Source organism: Mucilaginibacter rubeus (assembly GCF_014643835.1).
In the GTDB taxonomy this organism is placed as follows: Bacteria; Bacteroidota; Bacteroidia; order Sphingobacteriales; family Sphingobacteriaceae; genus Mucilaginibacter; species Mucilaginibacter rubeus.
This window is the reverse complement of sequence record NZ_BMKD01000010.1, coordinates 125,386-146,478: the sequence shown is the minus strand read 5'-3', so window position 1 is coordinate 146,478 and position 21,093 is coordinate 125,386. Positions and strand designations below refer to the sequence as shown.

The 21,093-nt window shown below is 43.5% G+C and carries 13 protein-coding genes; 4 read left to right on the top strand and 9 right to left on the bottom strand.

Going from position 1 to position 21,093, the window contains the following annotated elements:
• Window positions 1–233 precede the first annotated feature (233 nt).
• The 4 genes from IEX80_RS25920 to IEX80_RS25905 all read right to left on the bottom strand — a co-directional run bounded on the left by IEX80_RS25920 (window position 234) and on the right by IEX80_RS25905 (window position 4,800).
• The gene (locus IEX80_RS25920) at window positions 234–2,333 is read right to left on the bottom strand and encodes a putative porin (RefSeq protein ID WP_229701766.1); all 2,100 of its coding nucleotides are present in this window, start codon (window positions 2,331–2,333) and stop codon (window positions 234–236) included.
• On the bottom strand, window positions 2,333–3,148 hold the full coding sequence (locus tag IEX80_RS25915; protein WP_090534201.1) for a purine-nucleoside phosphorylase: 816 nt from the start codon (window positions 3,146–3,148) through the stop codon (window positions 2,333–2,335). The genes IEX80_RS25920 and IEX80_RS25915 overlap by 1 nt, the downstream gene beginning before the upstream one ends.
• Window positions 3,132–4,175: a tetraacyldisaccharide 4'-kinase gene (gene lpxK / locus IEX80_RS25910; protein WP_188834627.1), complete on the bottom strand. Its 1,044-nt coding sequence runs from the start codon at window positions 4,173–4,175 to the stop codon at window positions 3,132–3,134. The genes IEX80_RS25915 and lpxK overlap by 17 nt, the downstream gene beginning before the upstream one ends.
• 169 nt (window positions 4,176–4,344) lie before the next feature.
• Entirely contained in the window at window positions 4,345–4,800 is a 456-nt protein-coding gene (locus IEX80_RS25905) for a hypothetical protein (RefSeq protein WP_188834626.1), read from the bottom strand.
• A gap of 85 nt (window positions 4,801–4,885) precedes the next feature.
• Here IEX80_RS25905 and IEX80_RS25900 point away from each other — a divergent pair, with 85 nt between their 5' ends.
• Entirely contained in the window at window positions 4,886–5,797 is a 912-nt protein-coding gene (locus IEX80_RS25900; protein WP_188834625.1) for a serine hydrolase, read from the top strand.
• Window positions 5,798–6,173: 376 nt separating this feature from the next.
• Here IEX80_RS25900 and IEX80_RS25895 read toward each other — a convergent pair whose 3' ends face one another.
• Both IEX80_RS25895 and IEX80_RS25890 read right to left on the bottom strand, forming a co-directional pair.
• On the bottom strand, window positions 6,174–7,172 hold the full coding sequence (locus IEX80_RS25895; RefSeq protein WP_188834624.1) for a polysaccharide deacetylase family protein: 999 nt from the start codon (window positions 7,170–7,172) through the stop codon (window positions 6,174–6,176).
• Window positions 7,173–7,536: 364 nt separating this feature from the next.
• Complete coding sequence (locus IEX80_RS25890) at window positions 7,537–7,677, bottom strand: hypothetical protein (RefSeq protein WP_188834623.1); 141 nt, start codon at window positions 7,675–7,677, stop codon at window positions 7,537–7,539.
• A gap of 55 nt (window positions 7,678–7,732) precedes the next feature.
• Here IEX80_RS25890 and IEX80_RS25885 point away from each other — a divergent pair, with 55 nt between their 5' ends.
• Window positions 7,733–8,464, top strand: a complete 732-nt coding sequence (locus IEX80_RS25885) for a pyridoxine 5'-phosphate synthase (protein ID WP_188834622.1) — start codon at window positions 7,733–7,735, stop codon at window positions 8,462–8,464.
• Here IEX80_RS25885 and IEX80_RS25880 read toward each other — a convergent pair.
• The 3 genes from IEX80_RS25880 to IEX80_RS25870 all read right to left on the bottom strand — a co-directional run bounded on the left by IEX80_RS25880 (window position 8,447) and on the right by IEX80_RS25870 (window position 17,555).
• Entirely contained in the window at window positions 8,447–10,804 is a 2,358-nt protein-coding gene (locus IEX80_RS25880; protein ID WP_188834621.1) for a T9SS type B sorting domain-containing protein, read from the bottom strand. The genes IEX80_RS25885 and IEX80_RS25880 overlap by 18 nt on opposite strands.
• A 175-nt stretch (window positions 10,805–10,979) precedes the next feature.
• A complete protein-coding gene (locus tag IEX80_RS25875) occupies window positions 10,980–14,474 on the bottom strand; it encodes a T9SS type B sorting domain-containing protein (RefSeq protein ID WP_188834620.1) in 3,495 nt (1,164 codons plus the stop codon).
• A 117-nt stretch (window positions 14,475–14,591) separates the two neighbouring features.
• The gene (locus tag IEX80_RS25870; RefSeq protein WP_188834619.1) at window positions 14,592–17,555 is read right to left on the bottom strand and encodes a T9SS type B sorting domain-containing protein; all 2,964 of its coding nucleotides are present in this window, start codon (window positions 17,553–17,555) and stop codon (window positions 14,592–14,594) included.
• 127 nt (window positions 17,556–17,682) lie between these two features.
• Here IEX80_RS25870 and gcvP point away from each other — a divergent pair, with 127 nt between their 5' ends.
• Both gcvP and IEX80_RS25860 read left to right on the top strand, forming a co-directional pair.
• Window positions 17,683–20,574: an aminomethyl-transferring glycine dehydrogenase gene (gene gcvP, locus IEX80_RS25865; protein WP_188834618.1), complete on the top strand. Its 2,892-nt coding sequence runs from the start codon at window positions 17,683–17,685 to the stop codon at window positions 20,572–20,574.
• Between the two features lie 60 nt (window positions 20,575–20,634).
• Entirely contained in the window at window positions 20,635–21,009 is a 375-nt protein-coding gene (locus IEX80_RS25860) for an antibiotic biosynthesis monooxygenase family protein (RefSeq protein WP_188834617.1), read from the top strand.
• Window positions 21,010–21,093: the final 84 nt, after the last annotated feature.

Here is a 21,093-nt window from a genome sequence, read left to right as displayed (position 1 = left end):
GAACATGGAAAAGTTATTATAAACCTCAAAATGTGATTTTGTAAACCTATTTTAGGATTAATTAATATTGTAAACGTATAACAGGATTTAGCAGTTAAACTGTAAACTTTTTTTAGGACGAGACAATATGTCTTGCTGTCCCAAAGGCACAAGTCATCCACCCTCATGCCAGCCACACAAGACTTGCGCCAGAAAAGGCGCCAGAAAATGCTTTTTAGTATCCGATGATCCTATTAATTATAAAATGTCCATGAAACGCCGAATTTCAGGATGGCATCCTGTTGTGGGTAACGGTTAACCGTGTAATAGCCTTTACTCCAGGCACGCTGGTTGATGTAATCATAAGCAACAAACAGGTTGGTACGCTGCAAGGTTGCTTTGAAAAATACGCCAAATATAGGGTATGATGAAAACGTTACGTTCGCGCCGTTATAAAACTGGCCCAATCCCGTGGCATATGAAGGGGCAACATATTCTGTATTATACCTTCCATTTATACCCATACTGGCATGCAGTACATTAAGCAAAACCCTGTTAATATATAAGCTGCTGTAAGCATATACTTCCGGGGTACGAAGCGTATTCTGATAGTCGGTTTTTTGATATACTACATAGTTATCAAAATGCAGGCTCCGGTAAGTGAAGTTTTTACCCAAACTTACTTTTAACAGGTTGATAGAGTTGTTAAGCTGAGCCGGGCGCACATCGGTACCGCCATCCTGCGCTGAAAAATACAGGTAATTGCTGATCAAAAAGTATTCGGCTTTTAAATCAATTTGCAGGGCGTTGTTAATGTAATTAAACGATGCGCTGGTTGTTTTTTGATTGCTGAAATCATTATGAAAAATATAATGATTGGAGATCCAGTTATTATAAACCAGCGGGGGCGAGCTGTTTTGTGAATAGGCTTCTAAAATGATCTTGCCGGTTTTTTTGCCGCCTGCCAGGGTAAGTTTGGCATCATATAAATAATTGCCAAAGTCGCGGCCCTGGGCAATTTGCCTGAAATCGGCATCAAGGGCTATACGATCGCTGAAACGGTAGCCCAATTTAGCTTTCAGCGTAATGTCCTGGAAAGTATTGTGCTGTACTTTATCCTGATGAATATATTTTGCACCATACTGGTTAAGGGTGGTATCGCTAACATACTGGTTGTACGAATAAAAATCATGCACAAGGCCGAGGTCAAGCTTAAGCTCGTTCTTTACAAATTTTACCGATTTACTTCGCAGATAAAAGCTATACGAAAACTCATTTTGAATATGCGTGACGACTGTTGAATCCCTTGACCGGTTATTGCTGTAATAATAGTCAGGGAATACATTATAGGTATCAACACCGCTTTGCTTGTACAGGTACCTGCTGTTTGATACATGAAGGGTATGTGACACGCGTTGGGTAGGCAGGATCTTTGAATTGTCCTTCCCCTTATTCAAACTATCTATCCGGCCTAAATAATAAAACTGCTTAATGTAAAGGCCCTTATCGTTCCAGTTTTCATAACTATACGGTAAACGTACCGCTGCCCTGTCTTTTGAAAAGGCGTTGTTTACATTGGTACTGGTAAATACCGAATCGTTGAGAATGCTGCCGGTTTCGGGGGCCTTAAGATTGTTGAACAAAAGGTTGGCCAGCAGGTTATACCGTTTGCTTTTTGATTCGTACCACGTAAAAATAGAAGCATTCAAATCGCTCACGTTTTGGCCAAGCACATTGTTAAAATTGTAGAAACCCCTTGATCCGTTGAAATTAAGGTTAAAACCAATATTCCAGTTGGGTTTTATATTTTGCGTATGAACGATATTGAACAACTGAATGGCCGAGCCGCCAAAGGCATTATATAATGTAAGCTTGGTATAAGGTACACGCGTGTTATAATAATTAATATCCTGAGGCTTTAAAGCGTAAATATCAAGCGCATGCAAGCCCAGGTCAAAGCCTATGGTCCTGCTGGGCTCAAAAAGCAGAGGCCGTTGTGACAAACCAATATTACCTAAATGAATTCGGGGACTGCGCGGATCAATAAGCGGGCTATAGATCTCGAAATTCGTAATGCCCGTATCAATCGGAAACAGTTGTGTACTATCATTCAGCAAACGCTCGTTGGTAACGCGGATAAATTTGGAGCTAAAAACTACCGAATCTTTTTTGTTTTCTTCCTTTCGCCTTAAACTGTCCAGCAGCTGATCGTCGGTCATTTGTTTTTCCTGCCGGCGCGCGGTATCACGGGTAGGCAGGTTACGCGGGTTAGTGCGGTTGCCATACTGTGCGAAAGCGGCCTGTACCGACAGGCACATCAGCAATAAAAAAATATATTTGAGCTTTTGGCGCATTAATTACCGGCTATCAGTTCTTTAAGTATCAGGGTCATTTTGGGCTCGGCTTCCTGCGCAATAGCAATAATCTCCTCCAATGTTATGGGCTTAAGCACTTCCGGGAAGCCTTCATCTGTTAATACCGAAATAGCAAACGTCGGGATCCCCATGTGATTAGCAACAATAACCTCGGGCACGGTGCTCATGCCAACGGCATCGCCGCCAATGATACGCAGGTATTTGTATTCGGCACGGGTTTCCAGGTTAGGGCCGGTTACGGCTACATATACCCCTTTATGGCAGGTGATGTTATTTTTCTGAGCGATGGCTAAACCCTTTTCGATCATATCATGACGGTAAGGTTCGCTCATATCAGGGAACCGTGGTCCAAGCTCTTCATAATTGCGGCCAACCAGCGGGTTTTGAGGCTGTAGGTTAATATGATCTTCAATGATCATCAGGTCACCCTTTTTAAAATCGGGGTTAAGCGAGCCGCTGGCGTTTGATACATACAGCGTTTTGATGCCCAGGTATTTCATCACCCTAACCGGGAAGGTGATCTGCTGCATATTGTAGCCTTCGTAATAATGCAAACGGCCCTGCATGGCCACCACTTTAACACCTGCAAGGGTACCAAAAATCAGCTTGCCCGAATGGAACTCTAATGTTGAGATAGGGAAATCAGGAATGTTGGAATACATGAGTTGTTTTTCAACTTCAATTTCTTTTACCAGGCCACCAAGGCCGGTACCTAAAATTATACCCACTTCGGGTTCAAAATCGCCTATCCGGTTTTTGATATACCGGGCGGTGCCTTCAATATTGTCTAACATATGTTTGTACTAATTCGTCAAATTGTTGTTGCCCGTTATTTAAAAAACTAATGCCTATGGGCAGCACCAAAATGGGCAGTTTTTTAACCATCGCAAGCAGGTCCTGTTCCCCTAAACGCTGTGCATCCTTTTCTGTTGTGATGATCACTTTTTTTTGTGATGCACAGGCCGAAAATTCATCGGCAAGTTTACTGATATTTTTTAAGCTAAAACGGTGATGGTCGGGATAATTATGATGAACAACCAGGGGTGTTTGCTTTTTCAGATGCGACAATAACGGTTTTGGATTAGCTATTCCCGTAAGCAGGAAAACCGTGGTTTGATCGTCGATGGCATTTGTAACCGGGGCCCCATAGATAGTTTGGGCCGGCAGATAGTTTATGGTGGTAAAAAATAGCGACTGGTGCGGATATGGTTTGACCCGTTTAATCACACGGCCTTGTTCCAAGTCGCTAAGTGAAGCCGGACATTTACTGATGATGATGACATCCGCCCTTTTACGCCCGCCGAATGGTTCGCGCAGGTTACCCGCCGGGAGCAGGAAATGAGGTTCGTTAACACGGCTGTAATCAAAAAGCAAAATGCTCATGCCCGGTTCAAGCGCGCGGTGCTGGTACGCATCATCCAAAATAATAAGATCATGATCGTCTTTTAACTGCTCAACGCCATCAACCCGCTTTTCGCAAACGGCAACATCAAGATCCGGGAATTTATGTTTGAACTGCGCAGGTTCGTCACCGATATCTGAGGCTTTGCTTTCGCCAGATGCCAGCAAAAAACCTTTGGTAATACGACCGTAGCCCCGGCTAAGCGTGGCAATTTTATAATTATCCTTCAACAGCCTGATCAAATATTCGGTCATAGGGCTTTTGCCAGCACCGCCAACATCCAGATTGCCGACTACGATCAGCGGCATGTCAAAACCAGTGCTTTTGAAAATTCCCCGGTCATAACACCAGTTGCGAATAGCCGTAACCAGGCCATAGATCAGCGAAAACGGGATTAAAAGCCAGCGGAGGAATTTCATAAATGATTTTGCGGGCCGTCATTGCGAGGTACGAGGCAATCCCCGATGTGCAGGTCAGCAGTGCAAGCCCCTCTGTATAGTTTGGGATTGCTTCGTACCTCGCAATGACGTCTTTCTTCTTTTAAATTTCTGAAGAACAACAAAGTTAATATTTGATGCCGATTTACTATCAGTCTATCACCCCAAACTGCTTCAAATGATGCGTAAAATGCTTTCCGTGCCATATGATCCACTCATAATAATCCATAGGGCCGAAGGCACCGTGGATCACTTTAACATCGGGGGTATTGAAATACCTGTCGAAAGTGTCAAGTTCTTTCATGAGCTGATTAATAGCAGTTTCCAAATTAGGGTAGATTAAGGTATCAGCCAATTCTTCCAAAAAGATATTACGGGGTATTTCGGCATCGGTATAAACGGCGGAGTGTTTACGTGCCGCTGTATTATCATCCGGGCCATCCCAGGCTGGTATTTTTACACCGTTAGTATACTGAACCTGGTCAATAAGGTGTTCGATCATTTGCTGCGGTTTCATTTTGCCCCAAAGTGGCGCTGCTTCGGGCCGCAGGTTGAGCATTAAGCGGTATAACACTTTGCGGTTGGTAATATCAACAAATTGGTTCATGGGCTAACGGATGTTTTAGCAAATATAAAGGAGTGATTGCCTGTTATATTAAAATTTGTATTTTCATTTTTTAGATCGCCATTACATGAAACATAAACTTACCTTACTGTTGTTGACATTGTTAGCAGCACCGGCATTTGCACAAACCGACAGTAAACTCAGCGCTAAATTAAATGAAGCTATCAAAGGTTTTCAGGGCCAGGTTGGCATCTATGTACATAATTTGAAAAACGGCAAAACGGCGGAGATCAATGCAGATACGCTGTTCCCTACAGCCAGTATGATCAAAGTGAGCATTCAATGCGGGGTGATGGATAAGATAGAAAAAGGTGAGCTGAAGTATAATCAAAAATTAGTTTACCGCGATTCATTGCTTTATGCAGGTGAGGATTTGCTGGGCTCGTTCAAAGATAAAGACACTGTACAATTGAGTAAAGTGGCTATGCTCATGATCACCATGAGCGATAATACCGCAAGTTTGTGGCTGCAAAAGCTGGTGGGCGGCGAGTATATCAACAACTGGCTCAATCAAAATGACTTTAAGGTAATGCGGGTAAATTCGCGTGTGCCGGGCAGGGAAGCTATCCGCAGGATCTATGGTTGGGGAGTAAGTACCCCGCGCGAAATGTGCCGCCTGTTCGCCATGATCCGCGAAGGGAAGGCGGTAAGCCCGGCAGCCAGCGAGCGGATGTACCGTAACATGGGCCGCATTTACTGGGATGAGCACGCGTTGTCGCAAATTCCACCTTATGTACATACCATTTCCAAACAGGGGGCGGTTGATGAATCAAGGTCGGAAACTGTGCTGGTAAATGCCCCGCATGGAGATTATGTGTTTTCGATCATTACTAATCATAACAAGGATACCAGTTGGACACCCGACAATGAAGCCGGATTGCTGATCAAAAAAGTATCGGCCCTGCTTTGGCATTATTTTGAACCTGGAGATAAGTGGCAACCGGCATACGGGATTGACAAGTTTATGTTGAATGAGTAGATAATTAAAAGGTCATTGCTGCTTCTTATAGCGTAAATCTTGAGAGAAAGCTCATAGATAGATGCAGGCCTCTATTGTGAATATACTGTTAAATTAAGGTGAAAAAAATATGAGATTTATATAAATGGATGTTATATGGTGCAAAAGAATTAAATTGTAACAAAGCCCATGAAATTATTAAAAATCATGTTTATATTTACAATTCAATTACGGGTATCCAAACCCGGATTTGTGATAAGGTTTAGGTTTAAAGCCCCATGCAGCGAGTGCTATGGGGCTTTTATTTTAGGGTATCATACTCAAAAAACTTAAAAACTAAACTTGGTAAGTCTGCGCATTTGCACTGCTAACTGCCACTGCGCACTGCCGGCTTCCCTCATGGCGCTTCACTAAACTCTTCATCCACACTTTCGCGTAAATCATACAGTAACCATTGCTTTCCGGCAATTGATCGTGTTTTTGACTGCAATAGTTTAATGAAATCGTTAACGCCCACAGGTTCATTGCCGTTTCCGTGTATGAGCACAATACTGCCATTTTGGGGTTGTTGGCCTTTAGCCAGCCATGCATCGGTACCAACCGGGATCAAGCCGAAACCGGTAATCCGGTATACCAGTTGCTGATCAGATACCAGGCCGGGAAACCTGAAAAATACGGATGGTAATAGCCCATTACGCAGCATGGCCTGTTCTGTTTCCAGTACTTCATAACTAATATCTGTTCCTGGTTCAAGTAAAAAGTTTTCTTTAAGCGGAGCTTTCAGGCTAACCCGGTGATTGAAGGAATGATTGATCCAGGTGATGTAGATCTCACGGTTGGCCTGCATTTGTTTTAGCCAGTCCAGGTCCTGCGGGTGCTGGCGCATCCAGATGCCGGTTATGGAAAGCGCTATTGGTACAGGGCGCTCTACCTTTTTAAATTCAGTGAAAATATCAGTGAAAATGCGTTTATCCAGCGGGCGGTGCGATGGGCAAAGGTCGGCGGTAAGGCTGATGCCTGTTTGTTTGGGGATGCCGCTTTCGATGCCTGCGTCCTGAATGTTGACAGATTGTTTTTCGGCTTTACTGAGCGCCTTTTGATAAGGCGTACTTTTAAAAAACTCACGCGCCTGCTCCATCGTCATGGGTTTGATCTGGTAAAAGCTGCTTTCGTTTATTTTGGTTTCCAGTGTTTGCGGGTTCACCATCAACAGGTAATTGCGCCCCTCATTATCAAAGCGGCGAAGGATCATCCAGTCTTGCGGATAGTTGTGCGCCCAGCCATAGTAAGCCTTGTAATTCCCGATTTTACGGTAGATGGTTTGCGCTGATGCTTCGCGGCAAAGAAGCAGTAGAATAAAAAGTGATAGCGTTATTTTAAGAATGTGTTTGTTCATGAGTATTTGTTTGCCAGCTTTTACCGGTAATTATACTACTTACAACTAATATCAACATAAAAATGGTTATAGGATAAACATATAACTACCAAAATGCGGATGTTCTACTTTTGGTGCCGGCATGCTATTTAATCCCGAAAGCGGGGGTGCCACCCCGGCGACTTTGCATTCATGGGTTGTTCCAAAATCAAAATCATACGGTAAACCTTTATCAATGTAATGCTTAACAGAAAGTTGCTGCCAATTAAGATGGCATTCACAATATTGTTTTTATAACCTCGGATAATGGCCCTGCTAAAATAAACTAATGTACTTATGGATGAAAAAGTCCATATTACTAAATAATCCCACGGTGAGGCTGACATTACAAAGTAGGTACCGTGCAATTGAAATCATAGATTACGCTTCTTTTTACTATTTCAAAAAAGGCAGGCCAACAAAAAAAGGCCAGCGCATATATGGCAAACAGTACGCCCAGTTCGATAATGACTTGTTTAGGCTTCATGGTTTAAAGTTAAATATATCTGCCAACTTATCTAAATGATCTATAACTTTGAAGTATGACCCGTCTATCTGTCAACATCAACAAAATAGCCACCCTTCGTAATTCGCGGGGGGGCAATAATCCCGACCTGATCCAGGTTGCTAAAGACTGCGAACGTTTTGGCGCGCAGGGAATAACGGTGCACCCCCGACCCGATGAGCGCCACATTCGTTATAACGATGTGTTTGAACTTAAGAAAATTGTTACTACCGAGTTTAATATTGAAGGAAATTGCCAGGAACAAAAATTTATCGACCTTGTGCTTGCCAATAAACCCGAGCAGGTTACCCTGGTACCTGATGTTTTAGGGCAGATCACCTCTAATCATGGCTGGGATACTATCACTAACTATCATTATTTAAAAGATATGATATCGGTATTTAAAGAAGCCGGCATCCGGGTATCTATTTTTGTTGATCCAATACCTGCAATGGTTGAGGGCGCCGCCAAAACCGGTACCGACCGTGTAGAACTTTATACCGAAGGCTATGCTACTCATTTTCCGCAGGGGAAAGAGCTTGCTATTGCTCCATATATCGAGGCTGCAAAAGTTGCGCAACAGGCGGGATTAGGCCTTAACGCCGGGCACGATTTGGATTTACATAACCTGAAATATTTTGCAGAAAATATACCCGGTCTGCTCGAAGTAAGCATTGGTCATGCCCTGGTAAGCGATGCCTTGTATTATGGTTTGGAAAATACTATCCAAATGTACCTGAGGCAATTATCGCTAACGGATAATGCTTAAACTGCCCGATAATAAGCCACAGCCCGAGCTGAGGTTAATAATATAATAATAGCTGCCCGCAGGTAATGGTTTGCCATTATAGGTACCGTTAAACGGGTGGCTATATCCTATTGAGTTAAAAACGTTTTTGCCATACCGGTTAAATATTTTTACGGTGGCCGCCGGATAGTTCTCCATACCGGCTATCTGCCAGTAATCATTGATACCGTCGTTATTTGGGGTAATTACATTGGCAATATTAAGGTTTGAAAGGCCCACGCTTACATCAACCTTTGTGCGGGTGCTTTCACAAGCGTTGCTAAAACGGCTTATATAATAGCTTCGGTTGGCGGTAACGTTTACTTTAAATTTGCCATTAGGCTCTTCATCAAGCGGAGTAGTGCTGGTTTCACTATCATAAAGCCTGTAGGTTGACGTTGCTATTGGGTTTTTTACTGGTATTATTGTTTCGCCCGGGCCGCACAATTGAAAGCTGCTTATCACAGGTGGATCGATGACAAGCTCCTGGTTAAGCAGGGTAATGTGATAGGGCACAGCGCAGCCGTCCGGATCTATGGTTAGCGTATATGTTCCGCCGGGAAGCCCGTCGATATCCAGTGTGTTGCGTATTACATCTCCGGCTTCATTTGTCCACCTTAATGGTGGTGTACCGCCGTTTGTATTGATAAGCTTTAAATTACTGATGCTGCCATTTGCCGCATCGCAGGAAGCATTCACTTTTTGAAGCCCTGAATCATCAATGCCTGGATTTGAACTGGTTAAGGTGATGAGAATAGATTTGGCAAAACAATTTCCGTTATAGCATTTGGCGTAATAGGTGCCAACGCCAACGCCATCCAGTTTAGGGCCGCCGGACTGTACTAATTGATCCTGGTCATTATACCAGTCAACCCCGATAACGTTCTTTAAGTTTTGCAGGGTAATAGATCCGTTGTTTTTAAAACAAGTAGGATTAACTTTCACATAATCGGCGGCCGATGTCGAAATGACCGGTTGGGTATATTCAGACGAACTGTTATTAAATGTAGCATTTGCCACCAGTTTTTTATTGTGAAAATCGCCGGTAAACTTCCAGTTACCCGCTGCATCTGCAACAACCGTAACCAGGTACTGTACCGGGTTGCAAACAGAACAATCTGTATTGTCATTATAAATATAAATAGCGGCTCCGGGCGATGCCGTTCCTGAAAATTCGGCGGCACTGTTTACAACTATATTAATGTCGGGAATGGCTGTGCCACTTGATATCAGGTATGGTGTTGTATTACATGAGATACTGTTTTTGGCTATAGTAATATTGGTTGACTCGACCGCATAGAAAGCGCCGCCGTCGTTACTAAAGATATTGATATCGTCATCATTATCATCGCCAATAAAAGCATTATTGCATTTAAATAAGTACATACCCGAATTACCCGGTATACTGCTTTGCTTATTACGCATAAAAGTGAAGCTGTTTACAGATATAAACTGAAATTGTGTAGAACAAAAATCATTGTCGGCTACCTGTGTATTGCTTCCCTGAAACCGTACAAGTATGGATGCCCCGTTTACGCGGTTATCCTGACCGTTCACATCAAGTGAAAGTGAGTTGTTGATAAACTTATTATCAGTTCCGTTTAAGGCTATCGCGGTAGCAAAATAGTTTCTTTCTTTGGAGGTAGGGCCACCCACTAATGAGTTATCGGCGGTTATATCAAGTGCATACCCTAATTCAACAACATTTGTTCCCGATTCGTCATAACCAATAAAATTTGATTGGATATTGATATTATCATTATTCTTTGAGTCGGTTAGTGAGTTGGTGCCGCAATACACACCGTAGATGTTATCGCAAAAAACATTTCCTTTATCCGGTGCGCCTATGGTAATATTGGTACAATCGTAAGCCGATATAGCGGTGAAAAGCAGGTTGCCGTTAAAGTTTGTGAGTTTGCTGCTGTAACCTTTTATGCATAAGCCATATATTTCCACATTGGTAACTTCGGTCATCAACAGGGCTGCTGCCTTAGTCCCCGGAAAAGTATAGCTTATATCGGGTATGATATAAACCCTGGCGTCACTTCTGCTGAGTTTGGGTGTCGGCTGCGTGCTGCCGTCGATAATTAAATTGGAGGTAACCTCGGGGAGCTGCGTAAAAAGTGTGATGGTCACGCTGCCCGGCAGGTTAAAATTAATAATATCCTGCTGAATTGTGCCGTTGGCTGCTGCATTAGTAAGGGCCTCACGCAGTGTGCCTGTTCCTGCATCGGCATTACTCGTAACGGTAAATACCGTGGCCTCTGCATTTAAACAGGTCAGCAATAAAAATAGCGTAAACAGAAACAACTTGTGTTTCATGGCGGCAACACAATCTGGAATGTTAGTTTATAAATTGATTTGGGCAATAAACTGGTTCGTTAATATTGGTTGATATTGCCTGCCAGTAAGTTACGATTTTTGTTTAATATCCTTTATAATATAATATGCCCGCCGCAAAACGGAGCGGCAGGTTATTCATGATATTGTTAAAAAATTACCTGATCAATGTAAGGTTGCCCGATAGCAGCTTACAAGGAGTATTTAGGTTAATGATATAGTAATACACTCCCGAAGGCAGCAGCCAGCCATTAAACTGCCCTGAAAATGGTGTGGCGTATTCTTTTGACTCGAACACCCTTTTTCCGTAACGGTTAAAGATCTGAACTAAAGTGCCGGGGAATTTTTCAAGGCCTTCTATCTTCCAGTAATCGTTTATACCATCGCCGTTGGGGGTTATGGTATTGGAGAATTTTACATCGACCAATACAACTTCGATATGTGTTTTGGTGCGCGGGCTTTCGCATGATCCTATGCTGTATGAGATATAATAATCACTGGTTTCGGTTATTAATACTTCAAAATTGCCGGTATTACTGGTTTGAAGCGGCGTTGTTGATGTAGCATCGGCATATAAATTATACATGCCTGTAGTTTTGTTTAAAACAGACAGGCCTACTTTTCCGGGCAGACAGATCCTTTGGTCGTTTAATACCGGTGCATCAGGAATGAATTTTTGGTTGCCAACCTCCTTGCTGAATGGTAACGGAATTGCACAGGTAGTGTTATCAGTAACTGTCAATGAATAAGTGCCTTTGCCCACATTTGTTAAATCTTTATCGTTCCCCACGGTATTGCCGGTGGCGTCGGTCCAGATAAATTTATATGGAGGCACACCGCCGGAAACATCGATGCCTGTAATGCTGCCCAATAGCTGGTCGCACTCATCTGTTTTGGCTACCGGGGCATTATTTGCCGAAAATTGTAACAAAGGGGTTGCCTGTATTACCCAGGTGCCCAATACAGAAGCACATCCGTTTTTATCGGTTACATGAAGCGTATATGAACCGGGGGCGGCGTTTGGAACATCGGTACCGTAACTTACTGTTGTACCGGCTGCATCAACCCATTGATAAGAACTTGGCTTTATACTTCCCTCAAAATCAATATGCAGGCTGCCATTGTTGAGCCCGCAGGTAGTAGGTGTGTTAATAAGGTTTTTAATGGTAAATACCTCGGGTGCCAAACGGTTAACCGTAAAATAGGCATCGTTGCTGCATTGCGTTTGAGTATTTAACGCGTTCAGCCGGTATGTGCCGTCGGCGAGGGGAGAAATATCCAGGTTTGCAGGGTTAGTAGGTATTGGGTTACCTTGTGGATCGTACCATTGAAATTTATCGGCATTTGGTGCTGAAACCCCGGTTATAGCACCATTATTTTCACCGCATTTCGCGGGGGTTACAACACCACCATAAAAAATTACCGAATTTGTTTCTGAAATAGTTATCGGCGGGGTAGAATAAGGACTGCACTCGCTTTGATCTGTGAGTACGAGGGTATAGGTACCGCCTTTGACTCCTACCAGATCTTTTGAAGTCCTAACGGTTTTGCCCGCGGCATCCAGCCATTTGTAGGTAAGTGTACCTATCCCTGAGGGGATGGGTGTAATGTTTTTTATGCTGCCGTCGGCTACCCCGCATTGAGCAGATTTTACCGTCATGGTTGAAAGGTCATAATCAGGACCTGGTTTGGCTTTAATGTTTACAGCCGGGCTTGAGGTTACAGCGCAGCCGGCCTCGTCATAAATGGTTACCGTGTAAGTGCCTTGGGGTAAAGAGGCCGACTTGCTTGTTGCCGCGATATTACCATTCTTATCTTTCCACGCAAAAGTGATATTACCTGTACCTCCTGTAAAGTTCACATCAAACGGAAATTGTTTCTGACGGCATTCCGGTACCGGCACAATTACATTCTGTATTTTGATCCGCGAATCTTTTACCTCAAAAAGCTGCGTAACTTTCTGGCAGCCGCCTGGGTATTGTGCTGTTAACTGGTAAGTGCCTGGTAAAAGGTTTTTTATACTCTGACCATCGCCAACGGATGCAAGACTGCCATTTTGTTCCTTTTTATCCCAATGGTATAACAGGCCGCTCCGGTTTTGCTGTATGGTAATACTACCCTGGTATGCACAAGTGTAATTTTTTATTACAATATCACTTTCCCTGATCACCAATGATGAAAAAGGCGAGGTGTTTTTATTAGCATCAGTTGCCGTGGCTATTACAGCCTTACTGATAGCTCCTGAGTAAGACCATTTACCGCTCCCGTCAGACTGTACGGTAGTAATATAGGTTTTACCCTGGCATATCGTTCCGCAATCGTCCGAAAAGAAAAGCTCGATAGCCGAGTTTGGTGTAGCTATCCCAGATACTGCTGTGCTGCCGAAATTAAGCACCTGCACATAGGGGACTGTATAATAATTACTGATGGCGCTTATGCCATAGTCACTGTTGCAAAAAATGCTGTTTCGGGTTATCAATGTATGGGCGCTGTTAAGAGCTTCGATGCCGTACTGATTGTAACCAATGTAATTTTTATCGGTAGCAAGCGGGCCGCCAATGGTACCCGATGAGCTCTCGCCGGCCCTGATGCCTTCGCCATTCCCGAGGTTGGCGGTACCGGTGATATCAGTACCAATTTTGTTGCCCGTGATATTGAATGTGGCCCGTTCAATATAAATGCCGCAATAACGCTGACCCGATATGATATTGGCATTAATGTTCACGGTGGTATAATCGGTAGTTACGTTAATGCCGTATGCTTTGATAAAGGCGCTCTGCTGAAACAGCAGGATGTTTTTAAAATCTTTTTTCCCGGTATAATCCGTACCTATTTTATTGTTTTGAATGTCAACAACGCTTGGGGTAACATTGAAATTATATCCGCGTATGATATTAATATTAGTAACATTGGCCGATATAACATTGCCCATGTTAGCAGCTGTACCACCTATGGTGGCTGTTTTGCTCAGTACCAGGTTAACACCGTTAATATTGCTTGCCGCGGTATAGCCATCATCCAATAAACCTATGATATTGCTTTGAATAAGAATATCGGCAAGCCCGTTATTATAGTAATAAGAGTTGTTAACAATGCCGTTGATGTTGCCGCATATGACGTTGCCTTTACCCGGCGCGCCTATAATAATAGCCGAAGCATCGCCCTGGATCACAATGCCCGAACCCTGTCCGAGGTCAGGATTGGCAAAGCTGGTAATGCGGGCAAAATTGCGGATATATAACCCATAAATCCCGATGCTTTTTGCCGTTGCCCCGCCGCTGTTAATATCACCGTTAATGAAAAGGCAGTTAAAGTAGGCCGGCGAAGTTTCAGGTTCGATGATAACCCTTGCATCAGACACGCCAAAGGCTATACCGGGCTGACTTGTACCATCAATTACTAAATTTGAAGTTACCGCGGGCAATTGGCTTTTTAACCTGATGGTGCGGTCAGATACAAGCGTTCCCGGTAATTTAAACTGGATGATATCAGGCGTTGCAGTGCCATTAGCCGCGGCGTTGGTTAAAGCCTCGCGCAGCGTTCCCGGACCGGTATCGGCATTGCTGGTTACTATAAATGTAGCGCCTGAGGCTACATTGCAAAACAAGATCGATATTAGTAGTACTAAAAGTGATAATTTCTTAACAAACATTGATTTAGGTAATCAGCTGCAAAATACACTTTTTTGCTGTAAGTACACTGTGAATATTATATTGATCAGGTGGTGGTTATACAATAAACAACATCAAAATAGTGAAATGCTGTATGGTTACCTGATGATTGACAAACTGCCTGAGAGCAAATTGCAGCTTTTACCGAGATTTAAAATATAATAGTACACTCCCGAAGGAAGTTTGGTGCCATTATAAGTTCCGTCAAACGGTACGCTATACCCTTTTGATTCAAATACTTTTTGCCCGTACCTGGTAAATATCTGGACTATTGCCTGCGGATAATTTTGAGCATTGTTTATTTTCCAGTAGTCATTTTTACCGTCGCCATTAGGTGTGAACGCGTTTGGGATATCAATAGCAGATAAGCTGATGGTTATTTGCGCCTGGGTTCGTTCGCTTTCGCACTGGCCGCTAACCTTGCTTATATAATAAGTGCTATTGGGATTTGCTTTGATTTTGAAGATGCCATTGGTTTGTTCATCCTGGTATTGAGTGCTTGTTTGCGAATCATAAAGACGATAGGTATTCCCGGCAGATGGAGAACTGACGGATAGCAAAGCTTCGCCCGGAGCGCATAATTGCAAGGGGGCAATTACCGGCGCATCTATGCTGCTGTTTTCATTTAAAACAGTATAAATGCGACTTGCCATAACGCCGCAACCACCGGCGTCCTGAACCTGCAGCGTGTAATCCCCGGCACCGACGTCTGTAAGATCTTGCGATGTAACTAAATGCTCACCGGCTACATTAAGCCATAAATAGGTGTAGGGCTGTGTGCCGCCTTTAACCTGAATGTTTTTTATACCCCCCGTATTTAATCCGCATTGATCATCGGTACGGGTTTCTGAGTTTGCCACTATTTGCAAGGGATCAATTTCGTTAACGGTAAAATCATGCGGATAAAGTGTTTCGCAGCCGCTGGCATCGGTAAAGTAAACTTTATAAGTGCCGGGTTTAAGGTTTGGGACATTTAACCCCGTACCTGCAGGTTGCCCTTCGGCGTCAATCCAGCGTGCTGTTTTAACAAGGTTATCTGTAGGTATTACGGTAATTGAGCCGTTGTTTTCACCTGTGCAACTGTTGTTAATATTAGTGTTATAATTTGGATAGACGGTTGCAGGAGTAGCATCAATAGTGTATTCCGGACTTTTCTCGCTACAGCTAAAATCATTGCTTGCAATCAGCTGATAAGTACCAGGTCCAACATCCCTAAGATCGCTTGAATTACTTGCAATTTGGTTGTTGATTTTATTTATCCATTGATAATGGGTTGCGTTTGGCGCGGTTATGCCGGTAATTGAACCGGTTGGTCCATTACAGCCTGCATTTGATTTATGGATGTTTGTTAAATCAATCGTTATTGTTTTTGACTTTAGCGTTATAGGGGCAGTTGTTATCGTGCCGCAGCCGGGGCCGGTAATTTTTAAGGTATACGTTTCTTCTGGTACCTCGTTGAGGTCTAGATTATGACCAACGACCTGATTTTGGCTATTTGTCCATGTGTAGGTATAAATATCAGTTGGCTGGGTAAAGGAGGTGACCCTGATATTAGTTATTGAACCGTTACTTCCATTGCAATCGGGTGTGTGCTTATTTATTTGACTGTCATCTACATTGGCCGACAAAGAGGGTTGCGTATATTCGGACGTGGTTCCGTTTATGGTTGCGGTAGCTAAAACCGAGCCGGTTAAATGGGTGTTGTAAACCCATTTTCCGTTATTATCGGCAATCGTTGATGCAAAATATGTTTTGGGAGAACAAGTGCCACAGTCATCTGCATAAAATAATTCGATAGATGAGTGTGGAGTTGCGGTACCGCCAATGCTGTTATTGGTAACATTAGTGATGCTTGCCTGCGGCAGCGGACTGTACAGGCTATAGCTGTAAATGGGGTAAAAATCTTTGGCGCAAAAAAAACTGTTTTTGTTAAAAGACACCTTAAGAGTTTCTGTTAATTGTAATGGTTTACAATATCCAACTACATTGGCATCTTTAGGGTCGGTAGTGCCTATTTGCACATCACCCTGATAGTAAAAAACAGCTATTCCTGCACCCGGTATATTTAGCTTATGAGTGAGCGTTTTATCTATACCAATATAGTTTCTTAATATGGTGAGTTTACCGATACAATTAGAGGCAAATAAAGGTCCCTGGAAACCCGCTAGCTCGTTATCCGCTATAGTAATAGTGTTTTTTCCGGCAGGACTTCCACTTCCTATGTTAAGCCCAATACATGAGGGTATAATATCGTTAACCAGGTAATTTACACCGACCTTGTTATTCCTGATCAGAAAATTAGCAGGCGGTGAATCATCGTAGGAGTTCCACTGATAAATGGTCAAACCATTGGCAAATAAATTACCTTCGCCAGTCGTGCCACCAATGTCTATTTGTCCGGCAAGAAAGAAAAAATAAGCGCCTTGGTTATATTGTAAATTGGGTGATGTGGTAATTCCGTCAATTTCAATGTCGCAGATATTATCTTTTAAAGAGATGTTTTCACAGGTTTGACTTTTATGGTCAAAGTTAGTAGCTATCGGGAAATAAAATCCAACGATAATATTACCTTTTCCTGCCTGGCCAATTTGTATATTTTTACTGTTTTCTATATTGATACCTTGCCAGAAATAGTTGGTTTGCGTAATTGTATAGGTTGCGCACTTAATATATAAGCCAAGTACGGCTACATCAGTTTGATCATGAATGAACAAGCCCGAGACCTCCTGTGTATAATCGGCCGTTTGAAAAAGTGCAACTTTAGCGTCACTTATGCCAAATTTATCACCCGGTTGCGTGCTGCCGTCAATAATTAGGTTTGATGAAACATCCGGCAATTGGGTTAACATTGTTATCGTCCTTCCCGCTTCACTCAAATCCGGTAAATTAAAATAAATATAATCTTTGGTAGCGCTGCCATTGGCCGCGGCAAGCGTTAATGCTTCGCGCAAGGTACCCGGCCCCGAATCAGCATTACTGGTTACCGTGAAAACAGCTGAAAAGCTTTTAAAGCTGATAAAAAGAAAAATCGTGATAAAAAGTAAAACTCGCCTGCCCGTCATGTTTAGGTATTCAAGAGCCAAATTACATTTTTTTCCTGTAAATGCATTGTCAATATCATATTAGCTAATTGTTACTCATGTTGCAAAATCGTACCTTTGCGGTAAATTTAAGAGGGACGATTAATTCATGAAGTTGAATACAACCTATCAGGAGCAGTTTCAGTCGAGGCACATTGCTCCAAGCGCGGCCGACACGGCCAAAATGTTAAAAACCATCGGTGTAAGTACGCTTGATGAATTAATAGAGCAAACCATACCGCAAAAGATCAGGCTTGCCAAACCGCTTAACCTGCCCGCGGCAAAAAGCGAGTTCGATTACCTGAACACCTTAAAGCAAACGGCTTCAAAAAACAAAGTTTTCAAGTCATTCATCGGCAAAGGTTACTATGATGTGATTGTACCGGGCGTTATTCAGCGCAATATTCTTGAAAACCCTGGATGGTACACGCAGTACACCCCATACCAGGCCGAAATTGCACAGGGCCGCCTGCAGGCTTTGTTAAACTTCCAAACCATGGTTATCGACCTTACCGGTATGGAAATTGCCAATGCTTCATTGCTTGATGAAGGTACTGCCGCTGCCGAGGCTATGTTTATGCAATATACCTTGCGTAAAAACAACAGCGCCAACGTTTTCTTCGTTTCCGAAGAAGTGTTCCCGCAAACTATTGATATCTTAAAAACCCGTTCAGAGCCTTATGGCATTGAACTGAGAATAGGCGACCACCGTACCGTTGAATTAACCGACGATATGTTTGGCGCTATTGTACAATATCCTGCCAGCAATGGCGCGGTTTATAACTACGCCGATTTTGCTGCAAAAGGTCATGAAAAAGGTATTAAGCTTACCGTTGTTGCCGATATCATGAGTCTTGCGCTATTAACCCCTCCGGGCGAGTGGGGTGCCGATATCGTTGTTGGTTCATCGCAACGTTTTGGTGTACCGATGGGTTTTGGCGGCCCGCATGCTGCTTTCTTCGCTACTAAAGAAGAGTATAAACGTTCTATCCCGGGCCGCATCATCGGCGTTACTATCGACAGCGCCAATAATTATGCCCTGCGCATGGCCCTGCAAACCCGCGAGCAGCACATTCGCCGCGATAAAGCTACATCAAATATCTGCACCGCACAGGCACTGTTAGCTATTATGGCTGGTATGTATGCCGTATATCATGGTCCGGATGGTATTAAGCTTATAGCAGAGCGCATTCACGGCTTAGCAATATTATTAGCCAAAACCTTAGGGCAGCTTGGCTATGAGCAATTGAACGATGCTTACTTTGATACTGTTAAGTTTGATGTGGGGAACCTTGTTGGTCCTATCCATTCGGAAGCATTAAATAACGAAATGAACCTTAACTACGAAGGTTCAATAGTAACTATAGCAATTGATGAAACCACTTCGGTTGAGGATATCAAAACCATGGTAAGGTTCTTTGCCAAAGTTAAGGGTAAAACATTTAACGATGTTGATTTCGATGGCGTTAATGCAAGCCTTGAAACTGTTATTCCTACAGAACTTCAGCGTACTTCTGCATATTTAACGCACAGTCTGTTCAATACCCACCGGTCTGAACATGAAATGTTGCGTTATATCAAATCATTGGAGGCGAAAGATCTTTCGCTTTGCCACTCTATGATAGCTTTAGGCTCTTGTACCATGAAACTGAACGCTACCACCGAAATGGTACCTGTTACCTGGGCCGAGTTCAGTAAAATTCATCCATTTGCCCCAACCGACCAGGTTGGCGGTTATATGCAGCTGTTTGATGAGATCAACAATTGGCTAAGCGAAATCACCGGTTTTGCAGCCATGAGCCTGCAGCCAAATGCCGGTGCGCAAGGCGAATACGCCGGTTTAATGGTAATCCGCGCTTATCACAATGACAGGGGCGATAGCCACCGTAATATTGCTCTGATCCCTTCATCGGCACACGGTACCAACCCTGCATCTGCAGCTATGGCCGGCATGAAGATAGTGGTGGTTAAGTGCGATGATAACGGAAACATTGATGTTGCCGACATGCGCGCCAAAGCTGAGCAATACAAAAACGAGCTTTCATGCCTGATGGTTACTTACCCATCAACTCACGGCGTATTTGAAGAAAGCATCATTGAAATTTGCGAAATTATTCATGAAAACGGCGGCCAGGTTTATATGGACGGTGCTAACATGAACGCGCAGGTAGGTTTAACAAGTCCGGCCAATATCGGTGCCGACGTTTGTCACCTCAACCTGCATAAAACATTCTGTATCCCTCACGGTGGCGGTGGCCCCGGCATGGGCCCGATCGGTGTTGCAAAACATTTGGTTCCTTATTTGCCGGGTCATGCTGTGGTTGATATCGACAGAGGTAAATCAATCCATGCTGTTTCTGCAGCGCCATGGGGTTCTGCATCTATCCTCATCATATCACATGCTTACATTGCCATGATGGGTGCCGAAGGCTTGACTAACGCTACCCGTTATGCTATCCTGAATGCCAACTACATTAAAGCCAGGTTACAGGAACATTACCCTGTACTATATGCTGGTGCTAATGGCCGTTGCGCGCATGAAATGATCCTGGATTGCCGCTCATTTAAATCGGCAGGTATCGAGGTTACGGATATTGCTAAACGTTTAATGGATTATGGTTTCCATGCACCAACCGTATCATTCCCGGTTGCGGGTACGGTAATGGTTGAGCCGACTGAATCAGAGCCTAAGCATGAGCTCGACCGTTTTTGCGATGCCATGATCTCTATCCGTCATGAAATTGCCGATGTGGTTGATGGTTTATCTGATAAAACAAACAATCCGTTAAAAAATGCGCCACATACTGTAGCTGTAATTACCGGCAACGAGTGGGAGCATCCTTATACCCGTCAAAAAGCGGCATTCCCGCTGCCTTACGTGGCTGCCAATAAATTCTGGCCTTCGGTGGGCAGGGTTAATGACACTTATGGCGACAGAACGCTGATCTGCTCATGCCCCCCGCTGGAAGAGTATGAGTTTGAAGAAAGCGTGATTGAATAGCTTTTAAATCAACCCTCCCCTAAACAAGGAGGGTTTTTATTTTTCACACAAATATATATTATGAGTTCAGCTAATCCTGAAGGTAATTCAAAAGTCTCTCCCTTTAGGGGAGATTTAGAAGAGCTTATCGCTCAAACACCACAGCCCCCTTATTATGCGGTAATATTTACATCCCTACGTACCGGTGTAGAGCAAGGCTATAGCGATATGGCTGTTGAAATGGTTGAACTGGCCCGGCAGCAGGAAGGTTTTCTGGGCGTTGAATCGGCGCGTAACAATGTTGGAATAACGGTGTCTTATTGGCAGTCGGTAGAAGCTATTAAGAACTGGAAAGCTAATGCCCGGCACCTGTTTGCCCAGCAGCAGGGGCGCGATAAATGGTACCTGAATTATAAAGTACGCATTTGCCGGGTGGAGCATGACTACGCCTTTTAAATTCAATGGCTAATTCCTGTTCCGTGTTTTTTTGAACTTTATTTAATTGGCCAGATTAAATAAAATATTCACGTTGCGGAGCCG

Coding starts and splice junctions, on each gene's coding strand:
- IEX80_RS25920 (WP_229701766.1), bottom strand. CDS start 2,333: ATGCGCCAAAAGCTCAAATATATTTTTTTATTGCTGATGTGCCTGTCG.
- IEX80_RS25915 (WP_090534201.1), bottom strand. CDS start 3,148: ATGTTAGACAATATTGAAGGCACCGCCCGGTATATCAAAAACCGGATA.
- lpxK (WP_188834627.1), bottom strand. CDS start 4,175: ATGAAATTCCTCCGCTGGCTTTTAATCCCGTTTTCGCTGATCTATGGC.
- IEX80_RS25905 (WP_188834626.1), bottom strand. CDS start 4,800: ATGAACCAATTTGTTGATATTACCAACCGCAAAGTGTTATACCGCTTA.
- IEX80_RS25900 (WP_188834625.1), top strand. CDS start 4,886: ATGAAACATAAACTTACCTTACTGTTGTTGACATTGTTAGCAGCACCG.
- IEX80_RS25895 (WP_188834624.1), bottom strand. CDS start 7,172: ATGAACAAACACATTCTTAAAATAACGCTATCACTTTTTATTCTACTG.
- IEX80_RS25890 (WP_188834623.1), bottom strand. CDS start 7,677: ATGAAGCCTAAACAAGTCATTATCGAACTGGGCGTACTGTTTGCCATA.
- IEX80_RS25885 (WP_188834622.1), top strand. CDS start 7,733: ATGACCCGTCTATCTGTCAACATCAACAAAATAGCCACCCTTCGTAAT.
- IEX80_RS25880 (WP_188834621.1), bottom strand. CDS start 10,804: ATGAAACACAAGTTGTTTCTGTTTACGCTATTTTTATTGCTGACCTGT.
- IEX80_RS25875 (WP_188834620.1), bottom strand. CDS start 14,474: ATGTTTGTTAAGAAATTATCACTTTTAGTACTACTAATATCGATCTTG.
- IEX80_RS25870 (WP_188834619.1), bottom strand. CDS start 17,555: ATGACGGGCAGGCGAGTTTTACTTTTTATCACGATTTTTCTTTTTATC.
- gcvP (WP_188834618.1), top strand. CDS start 17,683: ATGAAGTTGAATACAACCTATCAGGAGCAGTTTCAGTCGAGGCACATT.
- IEX80_RS25860 (WP_188834617.1), top strand. CDS start 20,635: ATGAGTTCAGCTAATCCTGAAGGTAATTCAAAAGTCTCTCCCTTTAGG.